Origin of the sequence: Microbacterium sp. 13-71-7 (genome assembly GCF_002257455.1) — a bacterium.
GTDB lineage: Bacteria > Actinomycetota > Actinomycetes > Actinomycetales > Microbacteriaceae > Microbacterium.
Genome location: NZ_NCKN01000247.1, coordinates 1 through 5,507, shown reverse-complemented (window position 1 = coordinate 5,507; position 5,507 = coordinate 1). Strand labels below are relative to the sequence as shown.

Below are 5,507 nucleotides of genomic sequence, written 5' to 3'. Positions count from 1 at the left end.
TGACCCAGCGGATCATTCCGAACATCTGGTGCGACCATGATGCCGAGGAGGCCGGATCCTTCTACGCCTCGGTGTTCGACCGCACCACGTCGCGGGTCGTCGCGCGCTATCCCGACGACGGATTGCCCGAGTTCCAGCGATCGTTCGCGGGGCAGCCGCTCACCGTCGACGTCTCGATCGACGGCTACCGGATCACGCTTATCAACGCCGGTGCGGAGTTCGCGCCGACATCCGCGATCTCGTTCGTCGTGTGCGTGGATCCGCGCCGCTTCGGAGGGGACGAGCACGCCGCGCGGGGGTGGATCAACCGCGTGTGGACCCGCCTGGGCGAGGAGGGGCGCGTGCTCATGGACATCGGCGAGTACCGGTTCAGCGGCCTGTACGGCTGGATCGAGGACCGGTACGGGGTGAGCTGGCAGCTGAAGCTGATGGACGCCGCGGCCGAACCGGAACCGCCGATCGTTCCGATGCTGGTGTTCGGCGGCCCGCTGCAGAACAAGGCGGAGGAGGCGATCGCGTTCTACGGCGCGCTGCTGCCGCCGTCGGGGATCGTCCACCAGGTCGTGTATCCGGTGACCGAGCCGCCGCACGTCGACGAGCCGATCACCTATTCGGAGTTCCTGCTCGCGGGGCAGCGCTTCGCGGCGTTCGACTCGCCCGTCGACCGCGATCACCCGTTCACACCGGGGATCTCCCTGCAGGTCGACTGCGACGGGCAGGAGGAGATCGACCGGCTCTGGGACGCCCTCAGCGTCGTACCCGACGCCGAGCAGTGCGGGTGGCTCGTGGACCGTTTCGGACTGAGCTGGCAGGTCGTCCCGGCGAACATGGCCGAGCTGATGCAGCGCCCGAACGCCTACGAGCACCTGATGCGGATGGGCCGGATCGTCATCGCCGACCTCTGACCGCCCGGTTCAGGTCGCACTGAGCACGTTCAGGTCGCAGAAGGCACGTTCAGGTCGCAGAATCTGCTTCCTCAGAGGCCCGGAGACGACGGAAATCGCGACCTGAACGACGTTGCTGGCCGAACGAGGTGGGTGAGCGAAGCGGGCGGCGAGGGGGCGGCAGGCGTCAGCGCACGGCGAGGAAGCCGAGGACGGCGCTCGCGACGGCCAGCGCGGCGAGGACGATCGCCGGAGCGGCCGGCTCCTTGCGGCGCAGGTGCACGACGACCGCGCCGAGCATGATGACGGCGAGACCGGTGCCGGCGAGGGGCGTGAGGATCGGGGCGATCCCGGTCGCGAGCGGCAGGATCAGGCCGATGGCGCCGACGACCTCGAGGGCGGCGATCGCCTTGATCGAACCCGCGGAGAAGTCCTCGGTCCAGGCCATCCCGCGCTCGGCGAGCACCGGCTTCGGGGTGATCAGCTTCATGCCGCCGCCGCCCAGCATGGCGAGGGTGAGCAGCGCGTTGACGATCCAGAGGGCGATCAGCATGAGGTTCCTTCTTGTTATCGATCGTCACCTGGTTACGATCAGTAAGTAAAGGATGGAGCATGGTGAAGACGCGTACAAAAGGCACACCGGTGTCACCGGCGCACAGCGGGAGAACCGAGACCGAGCGGCCCGCGCCCGCTCCCGGCGGCCTCGCCGAGTACGAGCGCTCCTGCGAGGGGCACCCCGGCGGTCCGGAGGCGGGCCGGATGATCCGCGAGGTGCTCGACCGCGTGGGCGACAAGTGGTCCCTGCTCGTGGTCGCGACGCTCAGCGACGAGGTGATGCGGTTCAGCGACCTGCTGCGCCACATCCCGGGGATCTCGCAGCGCATGCTCACCCTGACGCTGCGCCAGCTCGAGCGCGACGGGCTCGTGATCCGCACCGCGTACGCCGAGGTGCCGCCGCGCGTCGAGTACCGGCTCACCGCCCTCGGCGCCACCCTCATCGAGATCGCACACACGATCGCGCAGTGGGCGATCGCGAACCACTCCACGATCGAGCAGTCCCGCGCCGAGTACGACGCGCGCTGACCGCACCGCTTCGGGGCGCTCAGGTCGCAAAACCTGCCGCTCCGAGCCGTCGAGAACGGCATAAAACGCGACCTGAGCGGATCGCGGGAAACGCGACCTGAGCGGATCGCGGGTCACGCGAGACCTGAGCGGATCGCGGGACCGGCGAGCCAGCGAGCCCGGAAGCATCCCGAGCCGGCCGGGAGCAACCGGGAGCGGCTCAGCGGTGGTCGCGGTCGTGGTGCTGGCCGGACTCGTCTCCGCTCGCGACGCGCTCCGCCTCGCGGGCGCGCAGATCCACCCGGCGGATCTTGCCGGAGATGGTCTTCGGCAGTTCCGGCACGAACTCGATGATCCGCACCCACAGGTGCGGGGAGAGCTGGCCCCGCGCATAGGCGAAGATCGAGCCGGCGGTCGCGACGAGGTCGTCGTGCGCCGATGCGGTCAGCAGCACATACGCCTTCGGCACGGCGAGGCGGGTGGCATCAGGGCTCGGCACGACGGCCGCCTCCACGACGTCGGGATGCTCCAGGAGCACCGACTCGAGCTCGAACGGAGAGATCTTGTAGTCGGAGGCCTTGAACACGTCGTCCGCACGGCCCACGTAGGTCAGGTAGCCCTCGGCATCGCGCGTCGCGATGTCGCCCGTGTGGTGGAAGCCGCCCTCGCGGGAACGCGCGGTGGCCTCCGGATCCGCGTAGTACCCGGCCATCAGCCCGAGCGGGCTCTCCGCGAGGTCGAGGCAGATCTCTCCCTCGGCGACTCCCGCGGCGTCCCCGTCGACGCGGAGGCCGGTGACCGGATCCACGAGCACCACCGGATAACCAGGCAGCGGACGGCCCATGGATCCGTCCTTCACGACCTGCCCCGGCGAGTTGCCCACGCAGGCGGTCATCTCGGTCTGCCCGAAGCCGTCGCGGATCGTGCCGCCCCATGCCTGCCGCACCCGGCCGATGACCTCGGGGTTGAGCGGCTCGCCGGCGCCGACGAGTTCGCGCGGCGGGTGCGGCAGCCGACCCAGATCGGCCTGGATCAGCATGCGCCACACCGTCGGCGGGGCGCAGAAGGTCGTGACTCGGTGCGTCTCCATGACCTCCATGAGCGTGTTCGCGTCGAAGCGGTCGTAGTTGTAGACGAAGACGGTCGCCTCGGCGAGGAACGGCGAGTAGAAGCTCGACCACGCGTGCTTCGCCCAGCCCGGCGAGGAGATGTTCAGGTGCACGTCGTCCTCGCGCACGCCCAGCCACCACATGGTCGACAGATGCCCGACCGGATACGACACGTGCGTGTGCTGCACGAGCTTGGGCCGGCTGGTCGTGCCGGAGGTGAAGTACAGCAGGCTGGTGTCGCCGGCGGGGGTCGGGCCGTCGGGCTCGAACTCGTCCGGCGCGTCGTTCGACCCGGCGAAGTCGTGCCAGCCCTCCGGCGCCGCCGAGCCCGCGCTCTCGGGCACGGCGATCCGCAGGATCGACGCGGGCAGCTCGGCCACGCGGTCGGCGAGCGCGCCGAGGGTCACGACCCCGCGCGCCTCGCCCTTCTCCGCACGATAGGCGAGGTCCGCGGGGGAGAGCAGCGTCGAGGTGGGGATCGCGACCGCTCCGACCTTGGTGAGGCCGAGCATCGTCTCCCACAGGTCGATCGTGTTGCCGAGCATCACGAGGACGTGGTCGCCGCGGCGGATCCCGAGCTCCTGCAGCCAGTTCGCGACCTGGTTCGAGCGCCGCGCCAGCTCGCCGTACGACCAGCTGCGGCTGGAGAGGTCGGCCGAGACGATCTGCACCGCGGGACGGTTCGGCGTCTCGCCGGCGACCACGTCGAACCACTCCAGCGCTAAGTTGAACTCGCGCAGCTCGGGCCAGCGGAACGCGTTCCGGGCGCCGGCGTAGTCGGTCGCGTGCGCGAGGAGCAGGTCGCGGGCGGCACGGATGGCGGAGGTCGCCGCGGTCGCGGCGCGGGGCTGGCTCATGGAGCCATCTTGTCCCGTCTCGGTTCGAAGCGCGAGAAATGCGGATCCGGGGCTCGGAATACAGCCATTCGCGCGCTTCGAAACGGCGGGAGCACGGCGAGCGGGGGCCGTACGCTGGCAGAGGTCCCCTCCCGCAACCCTGAACGGAGCCGCATGAGCGCGCACGAGAACGAGCTCTTCGTCCAGATCGGCAACGAGCCCCGCGACTACGCCTGGGGGAGGGTCGACGGCGTCGCCGGGGTGCTCGGGACGGCGGGATCCGGCGGCCCAGAGGCCGAGCTGTGGCTGGGCGCGCACCCCGGATCCCCGGCCCGGACGATCGCCGGCGCCCCCTGGCCCACGCTCCTCGACTGGGAGCAGCAGACCGGGGCGAAGCTGCCCTTCCTGCTCAAGATCCTCGTGTCGGGCGGCCCGCTGTCGCTGCAGGCGCACCCCACGCCGGCACAGGCCGAGGCCGGGTTCGCCGACGAGAACCGGCGCGGCGTGCCGCTCACGGCCGCGCACCGCAACTACAAGGATCCCCACGCCAAGCCCGAGCTGATCGTCGCCCTCGAGGACGGCTTCGAGGCGCTGTGCGGCTTCCGTCCGGTCACCGAGATCCTCGCCGACGTCGACGCCCTGGCCGCGCGATCGGGATTCGACTCCCTCGCCCCCTGGCGCGAGGAGCTGAGCGGGGCGGACGGGCTGCGCGCCGGGTTCTCCTGGCTGCTGGCCGGCGGCGCGGCCGTGGACCTCGCGGTCGCCGCCCTCGTGGCCGCGGCCTCCGGCGACGACCGCTTCGAGCTGATCACGCGCCTCGCCGAGGCGTACCCCGGCGACCCCGGCATCGCGGTCGCGCTCATGCTGCGCCACGTGGTGCTCGCCGCGGGGGAGTCGCTCTGGCTGCCCGCCGGCAACATCCACGCCTATCTGCGCGGGGCCGGGGTCGAGCTCATGGGTCCGAGCGACAACGTGCTGCGCGGCGGGCTCACCCCCAAGCACGTCGACACCGCCGAGCTCGAGCGGGTGCTGACGTTCACGGCGTCGGAGGACGACCATCTGCGGCCCGTCGAGATCGCCGAGAACGTGCGCAGCTACCGTCCGCGCATCCACGCCTCGGGCGCCGATGTGCCGTTCGAGCTGCTCGCGATCACCGGGGATGCCGCGGTCGCGCTCGCCGGTCCGTCCATCGCGGTCACCACCGACGGATCCTTCACGCTGACCTCCGAGGGTGCGGCCGCCGAAGCGCCCCGCGCCGCCGCGGTGTTCGTCACCCGGGCGGCCGAGGTGCAGGTCGCCGGATCCGGACGGCTCTGGATCGCGACCGCCGCCTGACGCGGCGCGCTCGTGAGGCGCCCCCGGGGTCGTTGAGCGACACTTCGACTCGCTGCGCTCGCTCAGTGCGGGTCTCCGCGAGACGAAACGCGGTGCCCTCGCGAGAGCACGCGTCTGGGGTCGTTGAGCGAGCGGAGCGAGACGAAACGGGGTGCCCTTGAGAGGTCGCCGCGTTTCGTCTCGGTCGGCTTCGCCGTCCTCGCTCAACGTCCTTGGGGGCGGTCGGCTTCGCCGTCCTCGGCGGGCGGGCGGGCGGGCGGGCGGGCGGGCGGGAGGGGGCG

At 71.2% G+C, this 5,507-nt stretch carries 5 protein-coding genes; 3 read left to right on the top strand and 2 right to left on the bottom strand.

Features of this window, described 5'->3' with window-relative positions; genetic code table 11:
• Positions 1-905 (top strand): VOC family protein (locus tag B7X32_RS17785; RefSeq protein ID WP_292722668.1); only part of this gene is annotated, 905 nt, incomplete at its 5' end.
• A 166-nt stretch (positions 906-1,071) separates the two neighbouring features.
• Here the strand turns inward: B7X32_RS17785 and B7X32_RS17780 are convergent.
• Positions 1,072-1,437 (bottom strand): DoxX family protein, encoded by a 366-nt coding sequence (locus tag B7X32_RS17780; RefSeq protein WP_292722664.1) that lies wholly within the window; start codon positions 1,435-1,437, stop codon positions 1,072-1,074.
• A 59-nt stretch (positions 1,438-1,496) separates the two neighbouring features.
• Here B7X32_RS17780 and B7X32_RS17775 point away from each other — a divergent pair, with 59 nt between their 5' ends.
• Positions 1,497-1,967, top strand: coding sequence for a helix-turn-helix domain-containing protein (locus tag B7X32_RS17775; RefSeq protein WP_366247008.1), 471 nt, complete (start codon positions 1,497-1,499; stop codon positions 1,965-1,967).
• 199 nt (positions 1,968-2,166) lie between these two features.
• On the opposite strand, the gene B7X32_RS17770 is transcribed toward B7X32_RS17775, so the two are convergent.
• Positions 2,167-3,912, bottom strand: a complete 1,746-nt coding sequence (locus B7X32_RS17770; protein WP_292722661.1) for an AMP-binding protein — start codon at positions 3,910-3,912, stop codon at positions 2,167-2,169.
• 153 nt (positions 3,913-4,065) lie between these two features.
• Here B7X32_RS17770 and manA point away from each other — a divergent pair, with 153 nt between their 5' ends.
• A complete protein-coding gene (gene manA / locus B7X32_RS17765) occupies positions 4,066-5,226 on the top strand; it encodes a mannose-6-phosphate isomerase, class I (RefSeq protein WP_292722658.1) in 1,161 nt (386 codons plus the stop codon).
• Positions 5,227-5,507: the final 281 nt, after the last annotated feature.

Excerpts from the sequence above, each read along its gene's own strand:
- manA (WP_292722658.1), top strand. The coding sequence starts at position 4,066 with ATGAGCGCGCACGAGAACGAGCTCTTCGTCCAGATCGGCAACGAGCCC.
- B7X32_RS17770 (WP_292722661.1), bottom strand. The coding sequence starts at position 3,912 with ATGAGCCAGCCCCGCGCCGCGACCGCGGCGACCTCCGCCATCCGTGCC.
- B7X32_RS17780 (WP_292722664.1), bottom strand. The coding sequence starts at position 1,437 with ATGCTGATCGCCCTCTGGATCGTCAACGCGCTGCTCACCCTCGCCATG.
- B7X32_RS17775 (WP_366247008.1), top strand. The coding sequence starts at position 1,497 with ATGGTGAAGACGCGTACAAAAGGCACACCGGTGTCACCGGCGCACAGC.